Consider the following 25,012-nt stretch of genomic DNA (forward strand, 5'->3'; position numbering starts at 1 on the left):
AGGTGATGCAGATTAACTCAGGTTACGCTCACCTAATCCCCTGCGGAAGGAATTCCAGAGATGACCGCGGAAGTCGTGGCCGAGATCCATCACTCGCACCGGGACGTGACCGGCGGCTGGTTGCGCCCGGCGACCTTCGGCGTGATGGACGGGCTGGTGTCGAACTTCGCGCTGGTCGCCGGCGTTGTCGGCGGCGGTGCGAGCGGCAAGGTGGTAATCGTCACCGGCCTGGCCGGCTTGGTCGCCGGGGCCTGCTCGATGGCGTCCGGCGAGTTCACCTCGGTGTCGTCGCAGACCGAGCTGATGCGGTCCGAGATCGAGGTCGAGCGGCGCGAGCTGAAGGTCCATCCCGAGGAGGAGCTGAAAGAGCTCGCGATGATGTACGAGGCGAAGGGCCTGCGCCCGGAGCTCGCCCTCGAGGTAGCCAAGGAGCTGACCGTCGATCCCGACGTCGCCCTGGACGTTCACGTCCGCGAGGAGCTCGGTGTCGACCCCAACGATCTGCCGTCGCCCTGGCTGGCGGCCGGTTCGTCGTTCGTGGCCTTCGCGTTCGGTGCGGTGATCCCGCTGCTCCCGTTCATCTTCGGCGCCGCCAGCGTGCTGCCCGCGCTGTTGCTGAGTGCATTGGGCCTGCTGGTTACCGGTGGCATCATCGGCAAGATCACCGCCCGCCCGTTCTGGTACGGCGGCGGCCGGCAACTGTTGCTCGGTGGGCTGTCCGCCGCCATCACCTACCTGATCGGCCTGGCAGTAGGTACCGGTCTGTCATGAGACCACTGCGGGTGACGGTGCTGGTGAAGCAGGTGCCGAAGGGGGATCACAGCGGCCGGCTCGACGCCGAAGGGCGGCTGGAGCGGACCGGGGCCGTGACCGAGATGAACCCGTGGTGCCGCCGCGCCGTCGCCCAGGCTGTCCGGCTGGCCCGTGAGACGGGCGGACGTAGTACGGCGATCACGATGGGTCCGCCGGCCGCGGTCGATGTACTGCGCGAGTCGCTGGCCTGGGGGATCGACGACGCGGTCCAGCTCAGTGATCCCGTATTGGCCGGGTCCGACTGTCTCGTCACCGCTCGCGCGCTCGCCGGTCTGGTGGATCGGGCTGATCTTGTGTTGGTCGGCGCGAGTTCGGTCGACGGGAGCACGGGTGCGGTCGGCGCGATGATCGCCGAACTGCTGGGGCTGCCGTTCGCGGGTCCGGTGCTGACGATCGAGCCCGAGGATGACGGTACGACGATCCGGGTGCGGGCCGTGGTTCAGCGTGACGACGGGCGCGAGTCGGTCGTCGTACAGCTGCCCGCGGTCCTGGCGGTCGCCGAACGTTCCTGCCCGCCCGTGAAGGTCCCGGTGGAGGAGTGGTCGTCCGCGGACTCCGTACGTCGCGTCACCACCGCCGCGCTCGCTCCGGGGACCTGGGGTCTGGCTGGCAGCCCGACCAAGGTCAACGGAGTCCAGCCGGTCGGGTTGACCCGCGAACCCGTCATCTTCCGTGGCACCCCCAGCATCCAGGCCGGCCGAGCGATCACCGAACTCCTGACCCGAGGCTGCTTCGACCGACTGAACCTGGCCACCACCCAAGACGAGGTCGTACCAGAACCGCTTGCCGCCCCGTCGGGACGAGGGCCTGAGGTTGTCCTGCTGGCCGGACCAGGGCCGGAGGCCGGTACCCGGGCTCTGCTCGGCGCGGCGGCAGTCCTTGCCGCTGAGGTCAGCGGGTCGGTGACTGCGGTGACTGCGGGGCGAGCGACTGAGCAGCTGTTCGGGTGGGGTGCGGATTCGGTGGTGCTGCTCGGGGGCGATGCACCTCGGCCGGTGGCCGCCGCGTTGGCTGAGTGGATGGCCGGTACTTCGCCCTGGGCTGTGCTCGGTGCGGCGTTGCCATGGGACCGGGAGGTTCTCGCCAGGCTCGCGGTGGCCTCCGGCGCGGGCCTGATGTCGGATCTCATCAGCCTGACGAGCCGTCGCAACGATGGTCCGGTGCCACGGTTGACCGGGTTGAAGCCGTCCGGCGGCGGAGTGCTGGCAAAGATCGTCAGTTCTGGTTCGCCGCAGATCGCGACCGTGCGGACCGGCCTGCTCCCGCTGCGGAAACCGCGCGCGCCCCGCGTCCACCGGCACTACGAACTCACGGTGCCGCCTGATCCCGCGATCGTGTGGACGGATCGGCGTACCGGGCACGAAGGCGACGCGCTGGACCGGGCCGACGTGGTGATCGGGGTCGGGCGCGGTGTCGACCCCACGCAGTACGAGGCGCTGGAACCGATCCGCAGACTGCTCGGCGCCGAGCTGGCCGCCACCCGCAAGGTCACCGACGAGGGCTGGATGCCACACGGCCGGCAGCTAGGGATCACCGGCCGGAGTGTGGCACCGCGGATGTACGTCGCGGTCGGCCTGTCCGGCAACCAGAACCACCTGGTCGGCGCGAGCCGGGCCGGGACCGTCCTCGCGATCAACACCGACCCGGCGGCGGAGATCTTCGCGCACTGCGACGTCGGGCTGGTCGCGGACTGGCGGGAGGTGATGCCCCACCTCGTCGACGCCTTGCAGGAACATGCGATCCGGTGAGTACGGATAACCTGTCCGGCATGGCAACGTCCCGTCGTACCAAGGCTCCCGTGAAAGAAACCTGGCTGCTGCTGATCTACAAGGTGCCCAGCGATTCGTCCCGGGCCCGGGTGGCGGTCTGGCGGGAGCTGAAGCGGCTCGGCGGGTTCTACGTGCAGCAGGCTGTCTGTGTGCTGCCCGATCGCGAGGATCTGCGGGCCGGGTTGGCGAAGGTCCGTGAGCGGGTCACCGAGCTCGGTGGCTCGAGTGTGTTCCTCACCTTGACCGATGTCGACGACGACGCCCGGACGCAGTTCGTCGAGGGGTTCCGCAGTCAGTCGGCCAAGGAGTACGCCGAGATCGTCGAGGAGTGCGACACCAAGTTCGTCAAGGAGATCGAGTTCGAGCGGTTCCGGGAGAACTACACGTTCGAGGAGGCCGAGGAGATCCGGCAGGACCTGGAGAAGCTGCGGCGCTGGCTGGCCAAGGTCGAGGGCCGCGACTGGATGGATGCCGAGGGCAAGGAGCTGGCCCGGTCCAAGGTGGCCGACTGCGAGCGGATGCTGGAGGAGTTCGAGGCGGACGTCTACGAACGCACCGAGGGCAAGGTCTAGGACCGCTTGCGACGCCGTTTGCGTGCTTCCGGCAGGTTAAGGGCGAGCTCGTCGGCGCGGGAGTAGCCCATCAGGTCCTCGCGCAGCTGGTTCATCCGGCCGGTCGTGTCCAGTGATCGGTCCCGGTCCTGGGCGGCCACGGCGATGATCAGGGCCTCCAGCAGGATCAGCACGGTCGCCTGACTGGTGAACGTACCGGGCCGGCTCATCGGCGCGGACAGCACGGCGCTCACCTGGTCGCGCAGTGCCTCGCCGAGCGTGTCGGTCAGCAGGATCACCGGGATGTCGAGCTGGTCGCAGTGATCCAGGATGACCCGCGTCTCCCGGGTGACCCGGTTGTGCGCCATCAGGATCACCACGTCCTCGGGGCCGAGCATCAGCAGCCGGTCGGCCAGCCGGTAGCCGGTGTCCGACGCCGTCCGGGCGCGGTGACCGATCCGGGTCAGATGCGTCGCGGCGTACTCCGAGACGCCGTCCAGGCCGGCGAAGCCGCAGATCACGGTCTCGCGGGCGTTGTCGATCAGTTCGACGGCACGGCGGAACTCGTCCGGGTCGATGGTCCGCTCGGCCTGCTGCAGCCGCTCGACCTGGTCGCTCAAGGTCGCGCTGAGCACGCCCTCCGGGCCGTCGCCCATCGACAGCAGGCTGTTGCTGAGCCGGTTGGCCGGGGTGAGCAGGGCCTGCAGGTGGCCTTGTAGCGAACGCTTCAGGCCCGGCAGACCGTCGAAGCCGAGCGCCTTGGCGGTGCGGACCACACTCGCGTCGCTGGTGCCGGTGGCGCGGCCGAGCTCCTCGGCGGAGGAGAACGCGGCCTCCTGCGGGTGCGCCGACAGGTACTCGGCGACCTTCCGCTCGGTGGCGGTGAGCGAGCCGAGCTTGCTCGCGACCCGCTCCTGCAGGGTCGGTGCGTTGGCTCCGGACACTCTCCACCTCGCAGTAGCGCTGTTGGTTACGCACAGATCATGTCACTCGCGAGTCTTTGTCACCGCCAGGTAAACGATGCCGCGACCCGTTGACAGCGATTGTAGTACTCACTACCGTCAAATGAATCTTCGTAGTGAATACAACGAACGGCTTCAAATTCCGTCCATACCTGGAGCGATCCCCGTGACAGAGCTCTTGACGATCGACATCTCCGGCGCCGACGCCCGGGAGCGCGGCCGGCAGTACGGCGAGGCGGCGCGCGAGCAGATCGCCCGCTCGGCCGCCTTCTACGCCGAGTCCGTGGCCCGGAAGACCGGACTCGGCTGGCCGGACGTGCTGGCCCGGGCGCCGCGCTGGATCCCGGTGATCGAGGACTACGCTCCCGGCCTGCTGGACGAGGTCCGCGGGATCGCCGACGGGTCGAACCGCAGCTTCGAGGAGATCCTGGCGCTGAACAGCCGGGGCGAACTCACCCGCGGCAACCCGTTCGAGGACGACGAGGGCTGTACGTCGTTCGCGATCCTGCCGGAGGCGAACGCGGTCGGGCACGTGTGGGCCGGGCAGAACTGGGATCTGTGGGCCGCGGCCGCGGAGACCGTCGTGGTGCTGCGGATCAGCCAGCCCGGCAAGCCGACCATCGTCTGTCACCTCGAGGCCGGCCAACTCGGCCGCCACGGCGCGAACTCGGCCGGTCTCGCCCTGAACGCCAACGGCCTCGGCGCCGGCTTCGGCCAAGGACTGGGTGTCCCCGGCACCTTCGTGCGCCGCAAGGTGCTGGAGAGCTGGGACCTGCACGACGCTCTGCAGGCGGTGTTCGATGCCCGCCAGAGCCTGTCGAGCAACCTGTTGCTGACCCATCGGGACGGTTTCGCCATCGACGTCGAGACCACCCCGGGCCGGCACGGCTGGATGTACCCGACGGATGGGTTGCTGGTGCACGGCAACCACTTCCAGGCGTTCGTCCCGCCACAGATCGACGACCACTACAAGCCGTTCTCGGTGGATTCGCTCTACCGGGTGCCCCGCGTCGAGGCGGGCCTGCGCCAGGCCCGTCTCGCCGGCACCACCGAGGAAGCGGTGAACGCCATCGTGCAGACCACGATGAGCGACCACTTCGGCCACCCCAACGCCGTCTGCCAGCACGTCGACCCGCGCCGGCACGAGCTCGACCGCTACGCCACGATCGTGTCCAGCCTGGTCGATCTGACCACTGGCACCTACCGGCTCACTCCTGGCCTGCCCTGTGCGAACAGCTATCAGCAGGCGCCATGGAACCTGTACGACGGCCCCGGTCCCGACGACCGTCCCGACGTCTCCGCCCCGGCCCTGTCCCTCGCCGGTCTCGGCGGATGAACCCCAGGAGCGAAATCCCATGTCCCAAGTTTCGAAAGTACGGCGATCGATCGCCGTCCTGGCCCTGACCGCCGCCTCGGTCGCCCTGTCCGGCTGTGGCGAATCGGCCTCCTCACCCGCCACCGGCGCCGCCCCGAACGCCGACCGCGCCGCCGCCGCGAAGGGCGTCAGCTCGGACCTCAACCTCGACGAGTGCGGGAAGCCGACTCGTACGATCAAGCACGACCTCGGCACCACCACGGTCACCGGCGACCCGAAGCGCGTGGTCGCGCTGGAGTACTCGTTCGTCGATGCGCTGGTCTCGGTCGGGATGTCCCCGGTCGGGATCGCCGACGACGACAAGCCGGACCGGATCATCCCCGGCCTGCGCAGCAAGATGGCCGAGTACAAGTCGGTCGGCCTACGGGCGACGCCGAACATCCAGGTGATCACCGCGCTCAAGCCGGACCTGATCCTGGCCGAGAGCGGCCGGCACAAGGCGATCTACGACCAGCTGTCCAAGATCGCCCCGACCGTGGCCTACCCAAGCCTGAACGGCAACTACCAGCAGGTCGTGGACAGCGAGATGTCGAGTGCCATCGCGCTGAACAAGTGCGACCAGATGAAGACCCGGCTGGCCGAGCACGACAAAGTCATCGAGGGCCTGAAGGCCAAGGTACCGGCCGGCGAGACGCGCAAGGCGCTTTTCGTGGTGACGTCGGAGAAGGGCTTCACCGGGTTCCCGCCGAAGGCCTACACGCCGGGTGTGCTGTCGCTGTTCGGCATCCAGTCCCCGTTGGCCGATGACAGCGGCGACGCCTCGGTCTCGCTCACCCTCGAGACGCTGGTCGCGACCAAGCCGGACGCGATGTTCATCGCCGGCCAGAACGGCAAGACGCTGGCCGACACGTGGGAGAAGAGCCCACTGTGGCAGGAGGTTCCGGCGGTCAAGAACAGCACGACGTACAAGGTCGACCAGAACATCTGGTCGCGGTCGCGCGGCCTGCTGGCCTCGGAGCTCATCGCCGAAGAGGCGATCAAGAACCTCTACGGGAAGTGACATGTCGCTTTCCGCGGGCACACTGCCCAGACCGGCCGAGTCCGGGGACGGCGAGCACCGGCGGCCCCGGATCGTCACCAGCAAGCAGCGCGTCACCTGGGTGACCGCGGCCCTGTTGCTGGTGCTCGTCGCCGGCATCGTCTGGAGTCTGTCGATCGGCAGCCAGCACATCCCGCTGACCCGGTTGCCCGGCGCGATCTTCAAACCGGACGAGACCGACGAGCTGATCGTCCACTCGATCCGGCTGCCGCGGGTGGTGCTGGCGCTCTGCGTCGGCGCCGCCCTGGCGGTGGCCGGGGCGTTGATGCAGGCCGTCGCGGCCAACCCGTTGGCGGCGCCCGAGATCATGGGCGTCAACGCGGGCGCGGTGCTGGTCGTCGTGCTGGCGGTCACCATCGTGCCGTCGCTGTCCGGGGCGCCGACGATCCTGCTGGCCTTCGGCGGTGCGGCCGCGGCGGGGATCTCGGTGATGTTGCTGGCCGGGTCGGGGCGCGGCCGGGTCAGCCCGGTCCGGCTCGCGCTGGCCGGGGTCACCGCGAGCAGCCTGTTGATCTCGCTCACCCAGGTGCTGATCATCTTCGACGAGAACTCCACTGACAGCGTGCTGTTCTGGCTGGTCGGCGGGGTCAACTACGCGGGCTGGCACGACATCCGGATTCTGCTGCCCTGGTTGGTGTTCGGGCTGCTCGGCTCGTTCGCGCTGGCCCGCTCGCTGAACCTGCTGGCTCTCGGGGACGACATGGCCCGCGGTCTCGGCCAGAACGTCGAGCGGACCCGGATCTTCGGGTCGGCGTTGGTGATCGTGCTCTGCGGTGCGGCCGTGTCCGTGGCCGGTCCGGTCGCGTTCATCGGCCTGATCGTTCCGCACATCCTCCGCCGCCTGGTGGGTTCGAGCTACACCGTGCTGTTGCCGCTGTGCTCGATCGGCGGCGGCGTACTGATCCTGTACGCCGATGTCGTGTCCCGCTACGTACGACCGCCGTACGAGGTGCCGGCCGGTGTGGTGACCGCGTTGATCGGCGCACCGATCTTCGTGTACCTGGCCCGACGGCAGAAGGTGACCTCATGACGAGTACGACGATCGTCGCCCAGTACGTCCGTCGTACGACGCTCGCCCAGCGGCATCCCAAGGTGCTGATGGGATCGCTCGGGGCGCTCGCGGTGGTGCTGAGCTTCTACAGCCTCAGCGTCGGCGCGACCGAGGTCTCGATGGGCGACGTGTTCAACGCGCTGGTCGGCGACACCACTGATCAGGCCGCGCGGATCGTGCTCGACTTCCAGTTGCCGCGGGTGTTGCTGTGCTGGCTGGTCGGTATCGCGCTGGCGGTCTCGGGTGGCGTCATGCAAGGCGTGATCCGCAACCCGCTGGCGGCGCCTGACGTCATCGGTGTCACCAAGGGCGCCGGTTTCGCGGGGATGTTGTTGCTCCTGGCAATCCCCGGTCTGCCGGTGTTCGCGGTCGTACCCGCGGCCTTCGCCGGTGGCCTGGGAGCCGCCGCGCTGGTCTACCTCTTCGCCTATCGGCGAGGTGCGACGCCGGTGCGGATCGCCTTGGTCGGGATCGCGGTCAGCGCGGCCTTCGAGGCCGGGATCCGCTTCCTGCTGGTGCGGAACCCGTTGGACGTCAGCGCGGCGCTGATCTGGCTGACCGGCAGCCTGTTCGGCCGGTCGATGAGTTCGGTGCTGGAGATCCTGCCCTGGGTGCTCGTGCTGGTTCCACTGATCGTGATCTGGAGCCGCAAGCTCGACGTCCTCGGTCTCGGTGACGATTTGGCCGCCGGGCTGGGGGAGCCGGTCGAGAAGACCCGCCGGATGCTGCTGCTGTTCGCAGTCGCGCTGGCTGCCTCGGCGGTCGCGGTGTCGGGCACGATCGGCTTCATCGGGCTGATCGCCCCGCACATGGCCCGCCGGGTCTTCGGTGGTCGTCACCTCGCGTCGATCCCCGCCGCCGGGTTGTTCGGCGTACTGCTGATGCTGTTCGCCGACATGCTCGGGCGCGGTCTGGCGCCACCCCTGGAGATCCCCACCGGACTGGTGACAGCGGTCATCGGCGGTCCGTACTTCCTGTACCTGCTCGTGAAGACCGGAAAGTAGGAGCCCGCCATGCGTCTGCAGGCACAAGGCGTTCAACTCGCCTATGACCGCACCGTGATCGCCAAGGACCTGACCCTGACCATCCCGGACGGCAAGGTGAGCGTGCTGATCGGGCCGAACGGTTCGGGTAAGAGCACCGCGCTGCGCGCCCTGGCCCGGCTGCTGCCGCCGAGCAGGGGCAGTGTGATCCTGGACGGTAAGTCGATCCAGGAGACCCCGACCAAGGAGGTGGCCCGGCTGCTGGCGATCCTGCCGCAGGTGCTGGTGACTCCGGAGTCGATCTCGGTCGAGGACCTGGTCTGGTTCGGCCGGCACCCGCATCGCGCCTCGTTGAAGGTGCCGAGTGAACAGGACCGGGAGACCGTCGAGTGGGCGATGAAGGTCACCAGTACGGCGGAACTGCGGCACCAACACGTCGACCAGTTGTCGGGCGGTCAACGGCAACGGGTCTGGATCGCGCTCTGCCTCGCGCAGGGGACGGACCTGATCCTCCTGGACGAGCCCACGACGTACCTCGATGTCGCCTACCAGTTGGAGGTGCTCGACCTGCTGGCCGAGCTCAACCGCGATCAGGGTAAGACGGTGGCGATGGTGCTGCACGACTTCAACATGGCGGCCGAGTACGCCGACCACGTGTTCGTGATGAAGTCGGGCGGCCTGGTCACTGAGGGCGCACCGGAGGAGGTGTTCACCTGCGACATCATCCGGGACGTGTTCGGGGTCGAGTCGCAGGTCGTACCGCATCCTGTCAGTGGTAAACCGATGTGTATCCCATTGCGGGCGGGGCTCCGGACCCAGCTCGCGGTAGCCAACGGATAGGAGCACTGGATGACAGAGCTGGACCCTTTGACCCCGGCGGCCGCCGCCGAGCGTTCCCACGCGGTCGCGCCGAAGTTGCGGGAGCACCTTCCGGTCACGCCGTTGGTCCGGTTCGATGCGTTCAGCGAGGAACTGGGCGCCGAGGTGCTGGTGAAGTGTGAACACCAGCAGCGCACCGGGTCGTTCAAGGCGCGCGGCTCGATGGCGAAGATCCTCACCCTGACCGACGAGCAGCGGCAGCGCGGTGTGGTGACCGCGTCGACCGGCAACCACGGTCTCGGCGTCGGCAACGCGTTGGCCACCCTGGGCGGACACGGGATCGTCTACCTGCCGGAGAACGCGTCGCCGAGCAAGGTGGCCGCGTTGCGACGGCTCGGGTTGGAGTTGCGGGCCGAAGGCAACGATTCCGGCGTGCTCGAACCGAAGGCGCGTGCCTATGCGGCCGAACACGATCTCACCTACGTCCCGCCGTACAACGATCCGGACATCATCGCCGGGCAGGGCACGGTCGGAGTGGAGATCGTCGAGCAGCTTGATGGGCAGCCGCTCGACGCGGTGGTGGTCGCGGTCGGCGGTGGTGGCCTGGTCAGTGGTGTCGCGGCGGTGTTGAAGAGACACCTACCGGGGATCAAGGTGTACGGCGCCTCGCCGGTGGCGGACGCCGCGATGGCCGCGTCGGTTGAGGCCGGCGAGATCGTCCAGGTGGATGGGCGGGAGACGTTGTCGGACGGGACGGCCGGGAGTGTCGAACCGGGCAGCATCACGTTCGCGTTGTGCCAGGAGTTGGTCGACGACTGGGTCCTGGTCGATGAGGATGCGATCCGGGACGCGCTGCGGATGGTGATCGATACGGAGCACCAGTTGATCGAAGGCTCGGCGGCCATGGCGTTCGCGGCCGCCCGGCTCCGGCGTACGGAACTGCAGGGCAAGCGGGTTGCGATCGTCTCCTGCGGTGGCAACATCTCGTCGAGCACCCTGGTGGCCGCGCTGACCTGACCCCTCCCCGGCGCGGCGGGCGCCCGGAGAACCTTCTGGATCTCCGGGCGCTTCAGCCTGCCCTCGTTCGGCCCGCGGACAGATTCCCGACGATGCGTTGACACCCTCAGAACTACGTAACTATCGTTACGTGAAGCATATGTTGCATCTTGAGAGAGGAAGTGAGAGATGGACGCGGCAACGTGGGGTCTCGTGATCGCGACGTTTGTCGCGTGCTTCGTGGAGATGGTGGAAGCCACCACGATCGTGATGGCGATGGGCTACACGCGCAGCTGGAAGTCGGCGCTGGCCGGCACGTTCGCGGCGCTCGGTGCGTTGGCGGTGGTCACGGTGTTCGCGGGCTACGCGCTGGCGACCTGGCTGCCCGAGTCGGCACTGCAGCTCGCCATCGGTGGTCTGCTGCTGATCTTCGGACTGCAGTGGCTGCGCAAGGCGATCCTCAGGTCGTCCGGGCGAAAAGCCGTGCACGACGAGGACAAGATCTACCAGGAGGAAGTCGCGGCGGCGAAGGCGGCTGGTGAGAGCAAGGGCAGCCTGGACATGTTCTCGTTCATGGTCTCCTTCAAGGGTGTCTTCCTGGAGGGCATGGAGGTCGTCTTCATCGTGATCACCTTCGGCCTGAACGCGAACAACATCCCGGGCGCCAGTGCCGGTGCGGTCGCCGCCGTGGTGATCGTGCTGACCGTCGCTGTCGTCCTGCGCCGGCCGCTGTCGATGATCAACGAGAACCTGCTCAAGTACGGCGTCGGCCTGCTGCTGGCGTCGTTCGGGACGTACTGGGCGGTGGAGGGTATCGGCATTTTCCAGGCCGGCCGGGAGAGCCTCGACTGGCCCGGTCACGACCTGATGATCCTGGTTCTGCTGGCCGCGTGGTTGGTGCTCAGCCGGATCTTCGTCGCGGTACTGAAGGTGCCCGCGGCAACCCCGGCCCCGGTCGGCACTCCGGTGGAGGTGGAGAAGTGAAGTTCCTCAAGTCCTTCGGCCAGTTCTGGTACGACTTCATCATCGGCGACGACTGGAAGATCGGCGTCGCCGTGCTGACCGCGCTCGTCGTCCTGTTCGTCGCGATGAAGGCCGAGTTGTTCGGAGACACCGGTCTGACCTTGCTGGGCGGCGCCGCCGTCGTGGTCGCGTTCGCGATCAGCCTCGCCATCGACGTCCGTCCGAAGAAGAGGTGAGGGTCTGACCGGGGTGGTGGGCTGGGGCAGGAAATCAGGCTGAATTCCCTGCTCTGCATGAACGCCCGGCCCTGCACGTGTCCCCTGACCGTGCGGGGCCGGTGCCATGTCCGGACGTCTCCGGCCTGCTGGCTCTGTAGCAAACACAACGTCTTCTCAAAATCTCGTAGCGTCTGCTACGGTGAGAATCGAGGCGCCCATCCCCAGTCAGTCGATGAACCGGAGGTTGCGATGCGCGACACCGCCGAGATTGTGCTCGGCCTGCTGCCCGCGGACGTGCAGTACGCCGATGTCCGGGTGGTCCGCCGGACTCACGAGCAGGTGCTGGTCGAGGTGGACGGCCCGGGCGAGGTCGGGTACGACGACTCGCTGGGCCTCGGGCTTCGCGTCGTCGTCGGCGGCCACTGGGGATTCGCGGCGACGTATCGCCTGGACCCGCAGGGCCTGGACGCCGTAGTCCGGCAGGCCGTCGGCCAGGCTCGCGCGGCCGGTGGCGGCGGAAAGGTGAGCCTCGGGCAGCCGGTGACGACGCGCGACACCTGGTCGTCTCCGATGGAGGTCGACCCGTTCACGGTCGCGTTGTCCACCAAGCTCGACCTCCTCGCGGCGACCGTGAAGGAGGCGTCGACGGCCGGCCCGCTGGTCCAGCAGATCGAGGCCTCGCTGGACTTCTACCGCGACGAGAAGGTGTTCGCGAACACCGAGGGCGCGCTGATCGAGCAGACCCTGACCGAGAGCGGCGGCGGCCTGATGGTCAACGCCGGCAACGGGGACGACCTGCAGCGCCGGTCGTTCCCGCAGGGGGTGCCCCGGCAGATCCGCGGTCAGCGTGGCGACTTCGCCACCGCCGGCTTCGAGCACGTCCTGTCGCTAGGGCTGGATCAGGAGGCGGCCCGGATCGGCTCCGAGGCGGTCGCGTTGCTGTCCGCGCCGCAGTGCCCGGACGAGATCACCACGCTGGTGGCCTCCGGCAACCAGTTGGCGATGGTGCTGCACGAGTGCGCCGGGCACCCGATGGAGGCGGACCGCGCACTCGGGACCGAGGTCAGCCTGGCCGGCGGCACCTATGCGACCCCCGAGCGCCGCGGCACGTTCCGCTGGGGCTCGCCCATCGTCTCGGCGTACGCGGATGCGACCATCCCCGGAGCTCTCGGGTCCTTCGGGTACGACGACGAGGGTGTGCGCGCGCAGCGGACCCAGTTGGTGAAGGACGGGATCTTCCTCGGCTACATGTCCGGCCGGGAGTCGGCGGCCGCGTTGGGAGCCGAGTCGACCGGGGCGGCGCGGGCCGATGGGTGGCAGCGGTTGCCGCTGGTCCGGATGACCAATATCTGTCTCGAGCCCGGCGACTCGTCGCTGGCCGAGATGATCGCGGACACGAAGCACGGCGTACTGGTGGACACCAACCGGGGTTTCTCGATCGACGATCAGCGGATGTCGTTCCGGTTCGCGACCGAGGTCGGCTGGGAGATCCGCGACGGGAAGGTGGGCCGGCTGCTGAAGAACTGCAGCTACGAAGGGGTGACGCCGCAGTTCTGGGCCGGGCTGGACGCGCTCGGTGGACCCGATGAGTGGAAAGTGCACGGTGTGCCGTCCTGCAACAAGGGCGAACCGTTGCAGGTGGCGCATGTCGGGCACGGGACCGTGCCGGGCCGATTCCGGAATGTGCAGGTGGGACGATGAGCATCGATCAGGCCCAGATCGAGCAGGCCCTGGAGATCGTTGGCGAAGGCACCCGCCTCGACGTCCTCGGTGAGAACGCCGACCTGCTCCGCTATGCCGAGTCCGCCATCACCGCCCAGCACAGCGAACGCCGCCTCCGCGTCCGAGTCCGCATCACCCGCGACGGCCGAGCCGCCGCCGGCACCCTGGAAACCCTGAACCCACAAGCCGTCCGCACCCTGGCAGGCCGCCTCACCGCAGCCCTGACAGAACTCCCACCCCTCCCCGCCCAGGCGGAATGGGGCGAGGCGGGTCATAGCGCGCGGACTGCGCGGGCGGAAGCGCCTGTGATCGTTCCTGCGCCGTCCGTGCTGGAGTCCGACCCGGCGGTGCGGCATCGGTGGTTTGCGAGAGTGCGGGACGGGCTCGATGCTTCGATGACGCTTGGTGGGGCGATCCGGTACGACGTACTCGATCGCGTGGTGGCCGACTCGGACGGGCTGTTCCGGGCCGAGACGTTGACCAAGGCATCCATCCAGGCGATCGCGAAGCAGGACGGCCGATCCGCCAGCGTGAAACTGGTGCATTGGGACGCGGACCGGATTCCGGTGGACGAGATCCCCGGCCGGCTGAGGGAAGCCCTGATGCCGTTGCCGGGCCGGGAGCCGCATCACGGGACCTGCCGGGTGCTGCTGAAACCTCAGGCCGTCAACAGCCTGATCGCCACCTACGGCTACGCGGCGCTCGGGGCGAACCAGTATGCGACCGGGCGGTCCGTCGTGGCCGGCCGGATGGGTGAGCGGGTCGTCGGCGAACTGCTCACGCTGGTCGACGACGGCGGTGATCCGGACGGCCTCCCCAGCGGATTCGATGCTGAGGGCAACGTTCGGCGCAGGACGACGTTGATCGAGAACGGCATGCTCACCGGCGTGGTCTCGGATCAGCGCCGGGCAGGGCTCACCGACGGCGTGCCGACCGGACACGCCGTACCGGATGGCTGGCGGTTCGGCGGCGACCCGGTTCCGTCCCACCTCTTGCTTTCGCCCGGTGAGTCCACCGAGGACGAGCTCCTGACCGAGTGCGGCAGCGGGCTGGTCGTGAATCGGCTCGACTATCTGCGAGTGCTGCACCCCAAGCAGACCCTGGTCACCGGCACCACCCGGGACGCGACGTACTGGGCCGAGGACGGGAAGCTCGTCGGCTGGCATCCGCAAGTGCGGTTCACCTTCCGGATGGACGAGGTCCTCAACGCCGTCCTGGCCGTCGGCTCCGTTCGCGAGCGCTGCGACCAGACCTTCATGGAGAGCGTCGTCGTCCCCTCCCTCCTGATCGACGCCGGCCCACTCGTCATCCCATGACGGTCGCCGACCGAACTCCGAGCATGCTCGAGGATCCGCCGCAGGTCGGGATGGTCGCCGCGGCGGAGGTGCTGCGGTCGCGGTATGGGATCGAGGCGGAGCTGCGGATGTTGCGCAGCGAGCGGGACCGCAACTTCCTGGCGATCACCGCGGACCGTCGCGAGCTCGTGCTGAAGGTGTCGAACAGTGGCGACGATCCTGCGCAGATCGCGATGGAGAGCGCGGCGATGCGGCACGTCGAGCAGACCGATCCCGGGCTGCCGATCCCGCGGATCCTGCCGGCGATCGACGGTGAGCCGGTGGTGCTGGTCAAGGCGCCGGACGGCCGATCGCACCAGGTGCGGGTGATGACGGTGATGCCCGGCGACGTCGGTGATCTCGTCGCGCTGCCGGACTGGTTCGCCGCCGAGTTCGGCACGATCGCGGCCCGGACCTCCCATGCGCTGCAGGGCTTCGGTCACTCGGCGGCCTATCGCCGGCTGGACTGGGATCCGCGGGTGGTCGCGTCCCTTCGCCCGTACGCCGAGCGGTTGCCGGAGGAACCGCGTCGTGACCCGATGGAGCGACTCCTGGACCGGTTGGAGACGTTGCCAGCAGCAACCAGCCGGCTACCCGGGTACGTCGTCCACGGCGACGTGACACTGAGCAACCTGTTGCTCGGCGCGGACCGGATCACCGGCCTGATCGACTTCGGCGACATGCACCACACCGCGCGGGTCGCGGACCTCGCGATCAGCCTGACCTCGTTGCTGCGGGAGTCCGAAGACCTGTGGCCGGCCGCGAGACGTTTCCTGGACGCCTACCAACGGGTGCTGCCGCTGGAGCCGGAAGAGGTCGGCCTGATCGGTGAGTTGGTACTCGCCCGGTCGGCCGGGAGCGTACTGATCTCCGCCTGGCGTGCGCCGCTCTATCCGGGGAACGAGGAGTACCTGACCAGTCTGGTCGCCGGGAGCTGGCACGTACTCGACGAATGGTCCGAGCTGGATCCGGCCGAGCTGGCTCAGCGGTTCCACCGGCTGTGCGGGACCAGCAGAGTGACGTCGGTGCCGGACCCGACCCTGCCCGACCGTCGGGGTGCGTCGCTCGGTGGGCGGAAACTGTCGCCGTTGTTCTACCGGCAACCACTGCAGGTCGTCCGAGCTGAAGGTCCATGGATCCACACCGCCGACGGCCGCCGGTATCTCGATGCCTACAACAACGTTCCCGTCGTCGGCCACGCGCACCCGGCCGTAGTACAGGCGATCTCCCGGCAGGCCGCGCTCCTCAACGTCAACTCGCGCTACCTGCACCCGAACGCGGTCGAGCTGGCCGAGCGGCTGACGGCGTCGATGCCGGCCGGGCTGGACACCTGCATCTTCATGAACTCCGGCAGCGAGGCGAACGACCTGGCCTGGCGGATGGCGCGGATCGTCACCGGGCGGTCCGGCGCGGTCGTCGCGGATCTCGCGTACCACGGAGTCAGCGAGGCAACCGCTGCGTTCTCCACCAACACCTACCCGCCGTCGGCCCGGCCCGCGCACATTGCCGTCTTCGAGGCTCCCCGGGGTGCGGCCGATGAGACCGATGCGACCAGGCGCGTGCAACATGCTCGCGAAGATCTGCAGCGGGCGGGACACGACCTGGCCTTGGTGGCGGTCGACACGGTCTTCAGCAGTGCAGGGATCCTGACGCCGACCGATGAGTTCATGCGCGGACTGCAGGACCAGGTACGGGCGGCCGGTGGGTTGTTCTTGGCCGACGAGGTGCAGGCCGGGTTCGGCCGGGGCGGACGCAACCTGTGGCGGTTTCTGGACTTCGGGCTGACGCCGGACTTCGTCACGCTGGGCAAGCCGATGGGGAACGGGCATCCGATCGCGGCGCTGATCACCCGGCGGGAGATCGCCGAGCGGTTCGCCGAGGTGGACGAGTTCTTCAGCACCTTCGGCGGCAACCCGGTCTCGTGTGCGGCGGCGCTGACCGTGCTGGACGTGATCGAGGAGACCGGCTTGGTCCGCCGCTCCGGCGAGGTCGGCGCGTTGCTGTCCGACGGGCTGCGCCGGATCGTGCCGGACGTGGTCAGCGTGCGCGGGCAAGGGTTGATGGTCGGCGTCGAGCTCGACGCGGCGCCTGAGCTCGCCGAGCGGCTGCGGGAGCACGGCGTACTGGTTGGGACGACGGGTCCGGGCGGCAACGTTCTGAAGGTGCGGCCGCCGCTGATCTGGCAGCCGTCTCAGGTCGAGGTGTTCCTGGCTGCATTCGAGGCCGCCTTAGGGTAGGGGCGTGCGTGAACTCGTTGTGCTGGGCACCGGCAGTCAGGTCGCGACGCGGGAGCGCAATCAGAACGGCTACTTCCTGCGCTGGGACTCCGACGGCTTCCTCTTCGATCCGGGCGAGGGCACTCAACGGCAGATGCTGTACGCCGGGATCGCGGCCGGCGCCCTTACCCGGCTCTGCGTGACCCATTTCCACGGCGACCACTGCCTCGGCGTACCGGGGGTGATCCAGCGGCTGTCCCTCGACGATGTGCCGCATCCGGTGCACGCGCACTATCCGGCGTCCGGGCAGCGGTACTTCGAGCGACTCCGGTACGCCGCGTCGTTCTACGAGCGGGCCGAGGTCCGGGAGGAACCCGTCGAGGAGGACGGGCTGCTCTCAGTCGGACCGTTCGGCCAGCTGTGGGCCCGGCGACTCGAGCACCCGGTCGAGGCCTTCGGCTACCAACTGGTCGAGCCGGACGGACGGCGGATGCTGCCGGACAAGCTCGCGCAGTACGGCGTCCGCGGACCGGCCGTCGGGAAGCTGCAGCGGTCCGGTTCGATCGTCGTCGACGGGCGGTCCGTCACGATCGAGGAGGTGAGCGAGCCGCGTCCGGGGCAGCGGTTCGCCTTCATCATGGACACCCGGTTGTGCGAGGGCGTCTTCCGGTTGGCCGATGGTGCGGACATGCTTGTGATCGAGTCGACGTATCTGTCTGGTGAGGCGACGCTGGCTCGGCGGTTCGGTCACCTCACGGCTGGTCAGGCTGCGCGTGTCGCCCGAGAGTGTGGGGTGCGAACGCTGGTGCTGACGCATTTCTCCCAGCGGTACACGGATCTCAGCCTGTTCCGGGAAGAGGCGGCCGCCGAGTTCGATGGCGAGATCTTCATCGCGACCGATCTGGCCCGGATCCCGGTGCCGTCGCGGCGCTGAAATCTGGTCGAGCATTCGCTGACACCGAAGGCCTCGGTGTCACGGTCTAGCGCAGGTCGCGGAAGAATTCGCGGACGTCGGCGAGCAGTAGCTCCGGCTCCTCGAGGGCGGCGAAGTGGCCGCCGTGGTCGACGTCGGTCCAGCGGGTGATGGTGTTCTCCCGCTCGGTGTAGCGGCGGATGCCGACGTCGTGGGCGAACACGATCGCGGCGGTCGGGACGCCGGAGTTGGCCGGTGTTGCGCCCCAGGCCTGTTGTTGCGCGTAGCCGACGTATGCCGCGGAGCCGGCCGTCCCGGTGAGCCAGTAGATCATCACGTTGGTGAGCAGCTTGTCCCGGTCGATGATTGCGTCCGGCAACGTTGTCCGGGGATGCGTCCACTCGCGGAACTTGTCCATGATCCAGGCGAGCTGTCCGACCGGTGAATCCACCAGCCCGTACGCCAGCGCCTGCGGCCGGGTCGACTGGATCGCGATGTAGCCGAACTCCTCCTGCATGAACGCGTTGATCCGCGCCACCCGGTCCTGCTCCAGCGGCGTCAGCTCGGCGAACTCCTCGGCCGGCAACGGGTACGGCGGGATCGGTCCGGGCCCGTTCAGGTGGACGCCGACGACGTGATCGCGAGCGGCCCGGCCGACCTCGGGTGAGACGGACGCGCCGATGTCGCCGCCCTGTACGCCGTACCGGTCGTAGCCGAGGCGGTTCATCAGCTCGGCCCAGGTCCGGCCGACCCGTTCGGCGGTCCAGCCCGACGACGTGATCGGGCTGGAGAACCCGAATCCGGGCAGCGACGGGATCACCACGTGGAAGGCGTCGGCCGCCGACCCGCCGTACGAGCTGGGGTCGGTGAGCGGCCCGATCAGGTCGATGAACTCGACGAACGATCCGGGCCAGCCGTGCGTCAGCACCAGCGGTAGCGCGTCAGGTTCGGCCGAGCGGACGTGCAGGAAGTGGATCACCTGACCGTCGATCTCGGTCGTGTACTGCGGGAACTCGTTGAGCTGCTTCTCCACGGACCGCCAGTCGTACTCGGTCCGCCAGTAGTCGACCAGCTCGGTCAGCCAGCCGACCGGGACGCCGGTGTCCCAGTCGTCACCCGGCAACGCGGCCGGGATCCGGGCGTGGTCCAGCCGGTGCTGGAGGTCGTCGAGGGTGCTCTGCGGGATGTCGATGCTGAACTGGTTGATCATGTTTCGATGGTGTCACCCGGTTAGGACAGCTTCGGTCCTAACCGGGTGACAGAATTCCGGGCATGCTGGAAACCTCCGCACGGCTCCTCAAGCTCCTCTCGCTGCTACAGTCACCCCGCGACTGGAGCGGCGCCGCCCTGGCCGAACAGGTCGGCGTCGGCGTACGGACGGTACGGCGGGACGTCGACAAGCTCCGCAACCTGGGCTACCCCGTCGAAGCGGTCGCGGGGGTCGCCGGCTATCGGCTCGGCGCGGGTGCTGCCTTGCCGCCGTTGCTGCTGGACGACGAGGAGGCGGTCGCCGTCGCGATCGGCCTGCGGGCAGCCGCGACCGGCAACGTGACCGGGATCGAGGAGTCGTCCATGCGGGCGTTGACCAAGCTCGAACAGGTCCTGCCGTCGCGGCTGCGGTATCGGGTCAAGCTGCTCCAGTCGGTCGCCGTGACCCCGTCGACGAGCGCGACCGTCGAACCTGACGTACTGCTGGCGGTCGCCTCGGCGTGCCGCGATCAGCAGCGGCTGCGGTTCGACTATCAGAGTCACGACGGTACAGCGGGGGTCCGCACGACCGAGCCGCATCGGCTGCTGCACACCGGGCGCCGGTGGTATCTCGTCGCGTGGGATCTCGATCGGGACGACTGGCGCACGTTCCGCCTTGATCGGCTGACCCCGCGGATCCCGACCGGGCCGCGGTTCCAGCCGCGCGACGTACCGGAGCTCGATCGGACCATGGGCGGCGTCGCGTCCGGGGGGTACCGCTACCAGGCGCGCATCCGGATCGCTGCCGCGGCGGAAGCGGTCGCAGACAAGATCTCCAGCACGATCGGCACGATCGAGGCCGTCGACGACTCCACCTGCATCCTCAGCACCGGCTCGAACTCACTCGACGAACTCGCCCTGTACGTCGGGTTGCTCGGCTTCGGCTTCTCGGTCGAGTCGCCGCCGGAGCTGGTCGATCACCTGCGCAACCTGACTCGGCGGCTCACGGCTGCGACTGACGGAGCTCGGTCAGGGCCGGGACCGGCCGACCAGGCGGAGTGAAGGCGGCCAGCACGGTCGCGGTGATGAAGTCCGCCGCCTCCCCGGTGGCGACCCGGCCGGCGTTGATCTCGTCGGCGGCGCTGTGCATCACGCTGTGCATGCTGCCGACCAGCCAGGAGACCGGCAGGTCGCTGCGGAACACGCCTTCGGCCTGACCGCGTTCGATCAGGCCCTGGACGCGCTCGGCCGGCCCGGCGTGCAGCGCGCGGATCCGGCCCGGCGGCAGCACGCTCTGGGCGGCCTGCAACAAGGACCGGAATCGGTCGACCAGATGCCAGCTGGAGTCGATCAGCCGGGCCAGCGCCTGCCGCGGATCGCCGGACAGGTCGACCGCGTCCAGGGCCGCGTGCCCATTCTCGATGGCGTGCGCGAGCGCCGCGTCGACCAGGTCGGCCCGGTTCGGGAAGTGGCCGTAGAGGGTGACCCGGCCGACGCCCGCCGCCTTGGCGATCTCGCTGACGCTGGCGTCCGGATTGCGGCTCAGGCTCTCGGTCGCGGCTTCCAGGATCGCCGCGATGCTCCGCTGCGCATCGGCCCGTTTGGGCTGTGTCTGCGGCACCCGACCCCTCCTCTTGTCGAACACTGGTGTACGAGTTAGCCTACCCGATATAACTCGTACAGCAGTGTTCAATTTAGGAGTTGGCTGTCATGTCAGGATCGTCTGAAACCGCCGCGGACCCACGTCGCTGGCGACTACTCGGACTGCTCGGAGTCGCGCAGTTCATGCTCATCCTCGACGTCACGGTGGTGGCGATCGCGCTCCCGAACATCGGCGCGGACCTCGGTCTGGCCCGGGACACCCTGACCTGGGTGGTCAGCGCCTACACGCTGATGTTCGGCGGCCTGATGCTGCTCGGCGGCCGGGCCGCGGACCTGTTCGGCTCCCGCCGCGTCGTCCTCGTCGGGCTGCTGGTGTTCACCGCCGCCTCCCTGGCGACCGGGTTGTCCAGCGGCGCGGAGTTGCTGATCGCCGGCCGGATCGCCCAGGGCGTCGGCGCCGCGATCCTGTCGCCCGCCGCGTTGTCCGTGGTCACCAAGATCTTCACGGGGGAGGAGCTGAACAAGGCGCTCGGCATCTGGTCCGCCCTCGGTGGTGGCGGCGCCGCGATCGGCGTACTCCTCGGCGGTCTGCTGACCGCGGGACCGGGCTGGCAGTGGGTCTTCTACGTGAACGTCCCGATCGGCATCATCGTGCTGGTGGTGCTGAGCCGGATGCTTCCAGTCGATCGTCCGGTGGAGAGCCGCGCGCGTCTGGACGTACCGGGTGCTGTGCTCGTCACGGCCGGCACCGGTACGGCGATCTACGCGCTGATCAACGCCGGCGACCAGGGCTGGCTCTCGGCCGCGACGCTGGGCCTGCTGGCGGGTGCGGTCGTCCTGTACGCCGCGTTCGCCTCGCTGCAGCGCGTCGTCCGGTCACCGTTGATGGACCTGCGGATCCTGGTACGCCGGCCCGTGGCATCCGGGACGTTCCTGATTCTGATCGCGACCGCGCTGATGATCTCGGTGTTCTTCCTCGGCACGTTCTACTTCCAGCACCGGCAGGGATACGGCGCGCTGCGGACCGGCCTGCTCTTCCTCCCGGTCGCGGTCGCCACGATCGTCGGGGCACAGGTGTCCGGGCAGGTCGTCGGACGATTCGGCGCCCGTCCGGTCGCGGTGATCGGCATGCTGATCGCGGCACTCGGCACCGCGATCGCGGCGATCTGGGACGGTCCGGTCCTGGTCGTCACCGGAATCAGCATCGGTGCCGTCGGTATCGGTGCGGCCTTCGTCGCGTCGTCCACGACGGCCCTGGCGCAGATCGACTATCGGGAGGCCGGGCTGGCTTCGGGGATCCTGAGCACGTTCCACGAGTTCGGTGCCGCGCTCGGCGCCGCGATCGTGTCCAGCATCGCGGCGGCCAGTATCGCCGGGACCAGCGGCACTGGGTTCACCCGTGGATTCACCTTCGCCGCGATCACGGCCGCGGTTGCCGCAGTACTGGCGCTGGTCGTCGTACCGGCCGCGAAACCGGCTCACCAGACCCACTGAATCGGAGACAGATATGACTGCACAGTCCATCGGCATCCGCCGCGCCGGCCCAGCCGATGCCGCCCTCCTCGTGACGATGATTCGCGAGCTCGCCGACTACCAGGACGAGGGGCAGTACGTGACCATCCCGGAGGACAAGTGGCGTGAGTTGCTCACCAACGAGGACGTGATCGTCCTGATCGCCGAGAGCGGAGAACAGGCGGCCGGGTACGTCTCGGCGTACCGTCGACCGCACTTCTGGACCGGCGGGGACATCCTCGCGCTCGACGATCTGTACGTCCGGGAGCAGTTCCGGGACGGCGGCGTCGGTCGCACCCTGATGCTCGAACTCGCCCGCCTCGCCCTGCCGCAACAACTCACCATCACCTGGGGCATGCGACCCGAGAACGTAGCCGGCCAGCGCTTCTACGCCCGCCTCGGCGCCAAACTGAAGCCGAAGGTGGTCGCCGCCTGGGATCCGGCGACGTACTCGAACTCCCTTGCCGACTGAGCAACGGCGGCGCGCACCAGAACAGCTGGTACGCGCCGCCCTTGCGTGCGCGATCAGCTGACGGGTAACTGTCCCAGCAGTCGCTTCATGGTCGCGATCTCCTTGGTCTGATCGGTCTCGACCTTCTTCGCCAGCGCGACCGCTGCGGTGTCCCTGCCGGCCTGCTGCTCCGTTTTCGCCATCGTGACCGCACCCGTGTGGTGCTTGATCATCAGCTGGGTCCACATCCGGTCGAACATCGCGCCGCTGGAGTTGCCCAGGTCGGACATCTCGTCCTCGGTCATCATGCCGGGCATCTCGGACATGCCGTGGCCGCCGTGCTCGGGGGCGGGTACGGGTTTGCCCCAGGTGGTGAGCCAACCCGACAGCAGCTTGACCTCCGGGTTCTGAGCGGCCTTGATCGCGGTCGCGAGCCGCTTGACGTCGGCTGTGGTCGCCTTCCTGATCGCCATGTCGGACATCTGCACCGCCTGCTGGTGATGCGGGATCATCTGTGTCGCAAAGGTGACATCGGCATCGTTGAACTCGCCCGCGGCGCTGCTGGGCGCTGCGGTCGGGGTGGTCGCGTGGTTCATCCCGGGCATCGTGCCGGAGTCGGAATCGTCACCGCAGCCGGCCAGGACGAGGGTCGCGGCGACGACGAGTGCCGTACCGCCAAGGGTGATTCGAACGTGTTTCATCGCTGAAGATCCTTCGTGAGTGTGTGTTTGATCGGGAACCAGGCGGTCGGCCTAGATCCGCAGCACACACAACTTGGACAGCGATGGGACAAGCCAGGGCGGCGACCGCCCGGTCAGCACCGGCGGCTCCGCCAAGGCGAAGAGCCGCACCGAACGCCATGCCGACAAGCTGCGCAGGGCCAGCGCGAGCGCCAGCAACAACACCAACCCGGTCAGCACCGCAAGACACACGCCACCCATCGAGTGGTGCCCACCAAGCGGCGCGAACGCCGGATGCTCCTCGCCGGCCGGCTTCTCGTTGGTGGGCGCGAGGGTCCTCGTCTGGGCGGGACCGGCATGGTCCATTTGCTGGTGGCCGGCCGGGAGCACCATCGCTCGGGGCGCGACGTTCAGGTGCTCGGCGGCCATTGCCGCGTCGTGGTTTCCGGTCAGGGCGTGCATCGCGAAGACGCCGGCGATCACGCCCAGCACAGCGACGGCCCGGGTGACCCCGGACCGCAGCATGCCCCCGACCTGGACGTTCATTGCTCCAAATTTAACCAGCAGGGCGGATGTTCTGGTTCAGGTGGAAGACATTCGTGGGGTCGTAGGTGGTTTTGAGGGCGGTCAGGCGGGTGAGTTTGGCGGGGGAGTAGGCGCGGTTGACGGTCTCGCCGTTGAGGGTGTTGACGTAGGCGCCGCCCGCGTACGGGTCCAGGCCGGCCGCGTAGCCGCGGATCGCGGTGATCCGGCTCTCGTCGTCGGCCGGGTCCTCCCACCTGGTGGCGGTGACGAACTCGAACAGGGTGTCCCGGTGGCTGAAGGCGGCGTCCTCTTCGGCGACGTCGGTGATCGCGCCGCCGTAGGCCTGGAGGCTGGCCGCCATGCCGGAGGGACGCTGGAGGAGGGCGCGGATCGCGTCGTCGGTAAGGGCCTTGAAGTAGTGGCCCTTCCAGTAGCGGCGGTACCGATGGCCCTGGATGCTGTCGTCGCGGCTCTGCAAAGTGAGGTAGGGCAGCTCTTCGATGCTCGCGGCAACTACTTGGCCGAGGGCGCGGAAGGCGTCCACGAGCGGCGTTGCGTCGGTGGGGTCGCCGATCCAGACGAAGCCGACGCTGAAGCCCTGGTCCGACAGGCTCACGGTGAACGTCGCCTGCCGGGGAGCCGACGCGTTGAGGTCGCGCCAACCCCGCAGTACGGCGAAGGCCTGATCCGTCGGATAGGTGAACTCGGTGACGAGGGTGCGAGTGCCGATGTGGTGCAGCCGGAAGACGAACTCGGTGACGATGCCGAAGTTGCCGCCGCCACCACGCAGTCCCCAGAAGAGCTCGGGGTTCTCGTCCGCGCTCGCCCGTACGACGTCGCCGTCGGCCGTGACCAGCTCGTACTGCGTGACGTTGTCGCAGGCGAGTCCGTACTGGCGCGCGAGCCAGCCCATTCCGCCGCCGAGGGTGAGCCCGCCGACGCCGGTGTGGGACACGTTTCCGGCGGTCGTGGCGAGACCGTACTTCTGCGCGGCGCGGTCCAGTTCGCCGAGGAGCGCGCCGCCCGCGACCTGGGCCAGCCGCCGCTCGGGGTCGACCTCGACCGCGTTCATCGGAGCCAGATCGATCATCAGGCCGCCATCGGGAACGGCGAGCCCGGCGATGTTGTGACCGCCGCACTTGACCCCGATCTCGAGGTCGTTGGCGCGGGCGTAGCGGACGGCTTCGGACACGTCCGCGGTCGAATGGCAGCGGGCGATCATGGCCGGGCGGCGGTCGATCATCGCGTTCCAGACCGTCCGGGCTTCGTCGTATCCGGGCTGACCGGGGTGGATGAGGTCCATGGGAGTGTCCCTTCTCGTCGTCCCCAT

At 68.6% G+C, this 25,012-nt stretch carries 24 protein-coding genes; 18 read left to right on the top strand and 6 right to left on the bottom strand.

The features are described from left to right. Positions 1-60 precede the first annotated feature (60 nt). Genes EV643_RS23685 through EV643_RS23695 form a run of 3 tightly spaced genes read left to right on the top strand, consistent with a single transcriptional unit; the run spans position 61 to position 3,154 of the window. Entirely contained in the window at positions 61-771 is a 711-nt protein-coding gene (locus tag EV643_RS23685) for a VIT1/CCC1 transporter family protein (protein ID WP_133802329.1), read from the top strand. Then, complete coding sequence (locus EV643_RS23690) at positions 768-2,561, top strand: FAD-binding protein (RefSeq protein WP_133802330.1); 1,794 nt, start codon at positions 768-770, stop codon at positions 2,559-2,561. The genes EV643_RS23685 and EV643_RS23690 overlap by 4 nt, the downstream gene beginning before the upstream one ends. 20 nt (positions 2,562-2,581) lie before the next feature. Beyond that, positions 2,582-3,154 (top strand): Chromate resistance protein ChrB, encoded by a 573-nt coding sequence (locus tag EV643_RS23695; RefSeq protein WP_133802331.1) that lies wholly within the window; start codon positions 2,582-2,584, stop codon positions 3,152-3,154. Here the strand turns inward: EV643_RS23695 and EV643_RS23700 are convergent. Beyond that, the gene (locus tag EV643_RS23700) at positions 3,151-4,077 is read right to left on the bottom strand and encodes a MurR/RpiR family transcriptional regulator (RefSeq protein WP_133802332.1); all 927 of its coding nucleotides are present in this window, start codon (positions 4,075-4,077) and stop codon (positions 3,151-3,153) included. The genes EV643_RS23695 and EV643_RS23700 overlap by 4 nt on opposite strands. A 184-nt stretch (positions 4,078-4,261) precedes the next feature. On the opposite strand from EV643_RS23700, the gene EV643_RS23705 reads away from it, so the two are divergent. The 12 genes from EV643_RS23705 to EV643_RS23760 all read left to right on the top strand — a co-directional run bounded on the left by EV643_RS23705 (position 4,262) and on the right by EV643_RS23760 (position 17,745). Next, on the top strand, positions 4,262-5,431 hold the full coding sequence (locus tag EV643_RS23705; RefSeq protein ID WP_202869729.1) for a C45 family autoproteolytic acyltransferase/hydrolase: 1,170 nt from the start codon (positions 4,262-4,264) through the stop codon (positions 5,429-5,431). 19 nt (positions 5,432-5,450) lie between these two features. Then, a complete protein-coding gene (locus EV643_RS23710) occupies positions 5,451-6,470 on the top strand; it encodes an ABC transporter substrate-binding protein (RefSeq protein WP_133802334.1) in 1,020 nt (339 codons plus the stop codon). 1 nt (position 6,471) lies between these two features. Beyond that, on the top strand, positions 6,472-7,539 hold the full coding sequence (locus EV643_RS23715; RefSeq protein ID WP_133802335.1) for a FecCD family ABC transporter permease: 1,068 nt from the start codon (positions 6,472-6,474) through the stop codon (positions 7,537-7,539). Next, positions 7,536-8,564 carry a FecCD family ABC transporter permease gene (locus EV643_RS23720; protein WP_133802336.1) on the top strand — a complete coding sequence of 343 codons (1,029 nt, stop codon included), beginning with the start codon at positions 7,536-7,538 and terminating at the stop codon, positions 8,562-8,564. Before EV643_RS23715 ends, EV643_RS23720 begins: the two co-directional genes overlap by 4 nt. Positions 8,565-8,573: 9 nt before the next feature. After that, positions 8,574-9,383, top strand: a complete 810-nt coding sequence (locus EV643_RS23725; RefSeq protein WP_133802337.1) for an ABC transporter ATP-binding protein — start codon at positions 8,574-8,576, stop codon at positions 9,381-9,383. A 9-nt stretch (positions 9,384-9,392) separates the two neighbouring features. Continuing rightward, positions 9,393-10,379: a threonine/serine dehydratase gene (locus tag EV643_RS23730; protein WP_133802338.1), complete on the top strand. Its 987-nt coding sequence runs from the start codon at positions 9,393-9,395 to the stop codon at positions 10,377-10,379. A gap of 168 nt (positions 10,380-10,547) precedes the next feature. Then, positions 10,548-11,342: a COG4280 domain-containing protein gene (locus EV643_RS23735; protein WP_133802339.1), complete on the top strand. Its 795-nt coding sequence runs from the start codon at positions 10,548-10,550 to the stop codon at positions 11,340-11,342. Continuing rightward, entirely contained in the window at positions 11,339-11,557 is a 219-nt protein-coding gene (locus EV643_RS23740) for a hypothetical protein (protein ID WP_133802340.1), read from the top strand. Before EV643_RS23735 ends, EV643_RS23740 begins: the two co-directional genes overlap by 4 nt. Positions 11,558-11,788: 231 nt before the next feature. Then, complete coding sequence (locus EV643_RS23745) at positions 11,789-13,240, top strand: TldD/PmbA family protein (RefSeq protein WP_166665550.1); 1,452 nt, start codon at positions 11,789-11,791, stop codon at positions 13,238-13,240. Beyond that, a complete protein-coding gene (locus EV643_RS23750; protein WP_133802342.1) occupies positions 13,237-14,577 on the top strand; it encodes a metallopeptidase TldD-related protein in 1,341 nt (446 codons plus the stop codon). The genes EV643_RS23745 and EV643_RS23750 overlap by 4 nt, the downstream gene beginning before the upstream one ends. After that, a complete protein-coding gene (locus EV643_RS23755) occupies positions 14,574-16,832 on the top strand; it encodes an aminotransferase class III-fold pyridoxal phosphate-dependent enzyme (RefSeq protein WP_133802343.1) in 2,259 nt (752 codons plus the stop codon). The genes EV643_RS23750 and EV643_RS23755 overlap by 4 nt, the downstream gene beginning before the upstream one ends. A gap of 4 nt (positions 16,833-16,836) precedes the next feature. After that, on the top strand, positions 16,837-17,745 hold the full coding sequence (locus tag EV643_RS23760; RefSeq protein WP_133802344.1) for a ribonuclease Z: 909 nt from the start codon (positions 16,837-16,839) through the stop codon (positions 17,743-17,745). 46 nt (positions 17,746-17,791) lie between these two features. Here the strand turns inward: EV643_RS23760 and EV643_RS23765 are convergent, their stop codons facing one another. Beyond that, on the bottom strand, positions 17,792-18,934 hold the full coding sequence (locus EV643_RS23765; RefSeq protein WP_133802345.1) for an epoxide hydrolase family protein: 1,143 nt from the start codon (positions 18,932-18,934) through the stop codon (positions 17,792-17,794). 62 nt (positions 18,935-18,996) lie between these two features. Between EV643_RS23765 and EV643_RS23770 the strand changes: the two genes are divergently transcribed. Further along, positions 18,997-19,974, top strand: coding sequence for a helix-turn-helix transcriptional regulator (locus EV643_RS23770; protein ID WP_133802346.1), 978 nt, complete (start codon positions 18,997-18,999; stop codon positions 19,972-19,974). Here the strand turns inward: EV643_RS23770 and EV643_RS23775 are convergent. Next, complete coding sequence (locus EV643_RS23775) at positions 19,916-20,533, bottom strand: TetR/AcrR family transcriptional regulator (RefSeq protein ID WP_133802347.1); 618 nt, start codon at positions 20,531-20,533, stop codon at positions 19,916-19,918. The two genes, EV643_RS23770 and EV643_RS23775, sit on opposite strands and share 59 nt — an antisense overlap. A gap of 89 nt (positions 20,534-20,622) precedes the next feature. On the opposite strand from EV643_RS23775, the gene EV643_RS23780 reads away from it, so the two are divergent. Both EV643_RS23780 and EV643_RS23785 read left to right on the top strand, forming a co-directional pair. Further along, positions 20,623-22,008, top strand: a complete 1,386-nt coding sequence (locus EV643_RS23780) for an MFS transporter (protein ID WP_133802348.1) — start codon at positions 20,623-20,625, stop codon at positions 22,006-22,008. A 13-nt stretch (positions 22,009-22,021) separates the two neighbouring features. After that, complete coding sequence (locus EV643_RS23785) at positions 22,022-22,498, top strand: GNAT family N-acetyltransferase (RefSeq protein ID WP_133802349.1); 477 nt, start codon at positions 22,022-22,024, stop codon at positions 22,496-22,498. A 53-nt stretch (positions 22,499-22,551) separates the two neighbouring features. On the opposite strand, the gene EV643_RS23790 is transcribed toward EV643_RS23785, so the two are convergent. Genes EV643_RS23790 through EV643_RS23800 form a run of 3 tightly spaced genes read right to left on the bottom strand, consistent with a single transcriptional unit; the run spans position 22,552 to position 24,985 of the window. Next, positions 22,552-23,178 (bottom strand): DUF305 domain-containing protein, encoded by a 627-nt coding sequence (locus EV643_RS23790; RefSeq protein WP_133802350.1) that lies wholly within the window; start codon positions 23,176-23,178, stop codon positions 22,552-22,554. 51 nt (positions 23,179-23,229) lie between these two features. Continuing rightward, positions 23,230-23,703 carry a DUF6153 family protein gene (locus tag EV643_RS23795; protein ID WP_133802351.1) on the bottom strand — a complete coding sequence of 158 codons (474 nt, stop codon included), beginning with the start codon at positions 23,701-23,703 and terminating at the stop codon, positions 23,230-23,232. A gap of 10 nt (positions 23,704-23,713) precedes the next feature. Then, positions 23,714-24,985, bottom strand: a complete 1,272-nt coding sequence (locus tag EV643_RS23800) for an FAD-binding oxidoreductase (protein ID WP_238165751.1) — start codon at positions 24,983-24,985, stop codon at positions 23,714-23,716. Between the last annotated feature and the right edge of the window lie 27 nt (positions 24,986-25,012).

The organism is Kribbella caucasensis (genome assembly GCF_004361855.1).
Lineage (GTDB): Bacteria > Actinomycetota > Actinomycetes > Propionibacteriales > Kribbellaceae > Kribbella > Kribbella caucasensis.